This is a genomic window from Streptomyces sp. NPDC058955, assembly GCF_042741435.1.
Taxonomy (GTDB): Bacteria; Actinomycetota; Actinomycetes; order Streptomycetales; family Streptomycetaceae; genus Streptomyces.
The window spans coordinates 4601-8035 of sequence record NZ_JBHYKM010000196.1 but is presented as its reverse complement, the minus strand read 5'-3'; the positions used below and the strand labels follow the sequence as shown (position 1 = coordinate 8035).

General features: G+C 75.6%; 1 protein-coding gene. It reads left to right on the top strand.

Annotated features, from left to right (window positions below; genetic code table 11):
- Positions 1–196 precede the first annotated feature (196 nt).
- Positions 197–3361 (top strand): FG-GAP-like repeat-containing protein, encoded by a 3165-nt coding sequence (locus tag ACFW1I_RS37225; RefSeq protein WP_384678365.1) that lies wholly within the window; start codon positions 197–199, stop codon positions 3359–3361.
- Positions 3362–3435 lie beyond the last annotated feature (74 nt).

The window sequence follows — 3435 nt, the reverse complement described above, 5'->3', positions numbered from 1 at the left end:
CGCCCCGCGGGGCGCGCGTCCTCCGACACCCCCACCCCACCCCCGCCCCCCCCCACAGCCCGCGGGGGGGGGGCCCCCCCCGCGTCCGGCGTACAACCATCGGGGCGGCGGGCCGGTCTCGTACAGGGAGACGTGGGACGCACGGGCGTCCGACCACCCGTCACAGCGATGGATCACCCCCCGGGGAGGGGCCCTCTTGTCTCGTACCGCAGACGCGCGGCGGACCCGCACGCGCGCCGTCCTGCTCGCCGCCGTCCTGACCGCCACCGGCGCGGGCCTCGTGCCCGGCGCCGTCGCCGCGCCCGGGGCGCCCGTGGTCGGCATCGACCAGCTCGACGTCGACCCCACCTGGCGCACCGCGCCGCGCGCGGAGACGGTCGTCGCCGTCGGCGCGGGCGGGTACGCGCACCGGGCGGAGGACTCCGACCGCTCCTCCGGCGAACGGATGGAGTGGACGGACTTCGCGACCGGCACCAGCCGGTCCCTGGGGTACGGCGACGGCAACGACGCCTTCGCGGAGTTCGGCACCGGCGGCCGGTACGTCTACACGGAGGAGAGCGCCGGCAGCCCCGCCCTCCTCGACCTGGAGACCGGCTCGGCGACGGCCCTGACCGTCCCCGAGGACACCTCGTACCGCGGGCTCGTCGGCGACCGGCTGCTCTTCCAGCAGTACGAGCCCGGCACCTCGCTGGGCACCACCACCGGGTACTTCGTGCGGAGCGCGGCCGCCCCGAACGGCCCGTCCACCCCCGTCACCGGCTGGCCCGCCGACGCGGACCTGCACATGGCGCGGCTGGTGGCCGGGGCGCCCGGCGTCGCCGTCCTCCGCTTCACCCGGGGCACGTCGGGCATGAACCGCGACTCGATCCTCGGCGTCGTCGACCTGACGACCGGACGGATGCAGGTGCTGGAGGAGCCCACCGCGGCGAACGGCGTGCTCGTCGCGGGCGTCGCCGTCACCGCCGACCGGATCGCCTGGGTGGACCCCGACCGGACCGTCCACATCCGGCAGCGCGCCGACCTCACCGGCCCGGAGACCAGCTACCCGCTGCCCGCGGGGCTGAGCGCCACCCGGATCGGGCTCGTCGGCGACTGGCTCCTGACCACGGCCGAGACCGCGACGACGCTGGAGGACCTCACCCGCCGTCTGGTCGCCGTCAGCCCCGCCGGGGAGCAGCAGACCCTGCTCGCCGGCGCCGAGGAGCGGATCACCCAGCTGGGCGACGGCTCCGGCGCGGCGGCCGTCACCGGCGGCACGTCCGCCACCGACTGGGCCGTCCTCAAGGCCGTCCCCGGCAAGGGCGGCGGCGCCCCGGTCCTGGAGAAGCTGCGCAAGGTGGAACCCCTGCCGACCGAGGTGTCGGGCCTCGCGCTGGGCATGGGCCGGCTCACCACGCTGGAGCAGGACAGCGGGAAGGAAGCCGGATTCCAGACCCGTTCGCTCCCGGTCGGCCCGCTCCACACCGGCCAGTCCGCGCCCGTGTCCGCCGGGACCGAGGCGGGCGCGCAGTGGTACGAGACGCCCCTCTTCGACGCCGGTGACGGGCGTACGGTCTCCTCGCCGAGGATCACGTACCAGCCCCGCGCGGTCGTCTCCCGCAAGGCCGGCGGGCAGACCACCCGGGTGAGGGTGGACCAGACCGGCCAGACCGGCCAGGTCGCCGACGCCTTCGGCCGGTGGGCGGTCTACCAGACCGGCACCCCGGGCTCGTACGGCGGGCTCGTCGGCGACGGCGAGACCCTCGTCCTCGACATGGACGGGCAGAAGATCCTGTCCCGTCAGAAGCAGGTCGCCGCCGCCCTCTGGGGCGACACCCTCTACACCGGCACGACCACCACCGGCCAGGTCGCCCGCAAGGACCTCGCCACCGGCAAGACCCTCGGCACGCTCACGACCGAGTCCGGCTGCGCGCTGACCGAACTCCAGACGGCCGGCCGCTGGCTCTACTGGGCGTGCGCCGGCTACACCAAGCAGGGCGTGCTCGACCTGAAGAACCCGGCCGCGCCCGTCCGCGTCACCCTGCCCGCGGGCTCGTACCGGGGCGGCCTCCTCGGCGACGGCTACTTCGTGGACGAGAGCGGCTCGTACCTTCGGGTCACGCCCTTCCACACCGGGAAGGCCGGCACGGCCTACCCCCTGACCCGCGCCGAGCCGGTCTCCGGCACGCGCCGCACCACCTGGACCGTCGACCGCTTCGGCGGCGCCGTGGCCTACCGGGGCGCCGACCAGCGGGTGCACGCGGTGTGGACCGACATCCCCACCTCCGACCTGACCGCCGCCTCCACCTCCGTCCCGGCGAGCCTGCGGCTGCCCGGCACCTGGAAGGGGTCCTGGACGCTGTCCAAGCCGGCCGCGTCCTACGAGGTGAGCATCCGGGACGCGTACAGCTGGAAGGCCGTGCGCACGGTCCGCGCGAACGAGACCCGCGGCCGGATCGACGTCACCTGGGACGGCCGGAACGCGGCCGGCCTGCCCGTGCCCAACGGGCCGTACGTCTGGGAGCTGCGCGCCACGACCGCCGACGGCAAGGGCCGCGACCTGGTCGCCACCGGCCGGTTCCCGGTCTCCGGCAGCCGGCCCGCCTTCCGCGACCTCGCCGGCAACGACGCCCTGGGCGACCTGCTCGCCGTGGACACGGCCGGCGCCGTCTCCCTCTACCGGGGCGACGGCTACGGGAAGTTCGGGGCCCGCACCCCGGGATCCGGCGGCACCTTCCCGTCCGGCACCCTCCTCGTGCCCTTCGGCGACGTGAACGCGGACGGCTGCGCCGACGTGCTCGGCCGCGTCGGCGGCGAACTGCGGGCCTACCGCCCGGGCTGCGGCAAGGTCGTCACGGCCTCGTCGCCGTCCACCTCGATCGGCACCGGCTGGAGCCAGTACGACGTGCTGACCTCGCCCGGCGACGTGAACGCCGACGGGTATGCCGACCTCATCGCCCGCCAGACCACCACCGGCGACATGTACTTCTACGCCGGCACCGCCGACCACCGCCTGAAGTCCCGGGTCCGGATCGGCACCAACTGGAAGCTGTACAAGAAGATCACCGGCGCGGGCGACCTCGACGGCGACGGCCGCGGCGACCTCCTCGCCGTCGACGGCTCCGGCGGGCTGTGGTCCTACTTCGGCACCTCGACCGGCGGCGTCACCCCGCGCGCGAGCGTCGGCGGCGGCTGGCAGATCTACTCCGCCGTGCAGGGTGTCGGCGACCTCGACGGCGACGGCGACAGCGACCTCGTCGCCCGCGACACCTCCGGACGCCTGTACGCCTACTACAGCTACGGCCGCGGCCGCACCGGCGACCGCTTCGGCTACCGCGAGCTCGTCGGCTCCGGCTGGAACACCTTCCGCGCCCTCTTCTGACCCCCCGTCCGGGGGGCCGCCCCCCCGGGGGGGGGGGCCCGGCGGCGGCGGTTAACCCAGACGGTGCGGGGGGC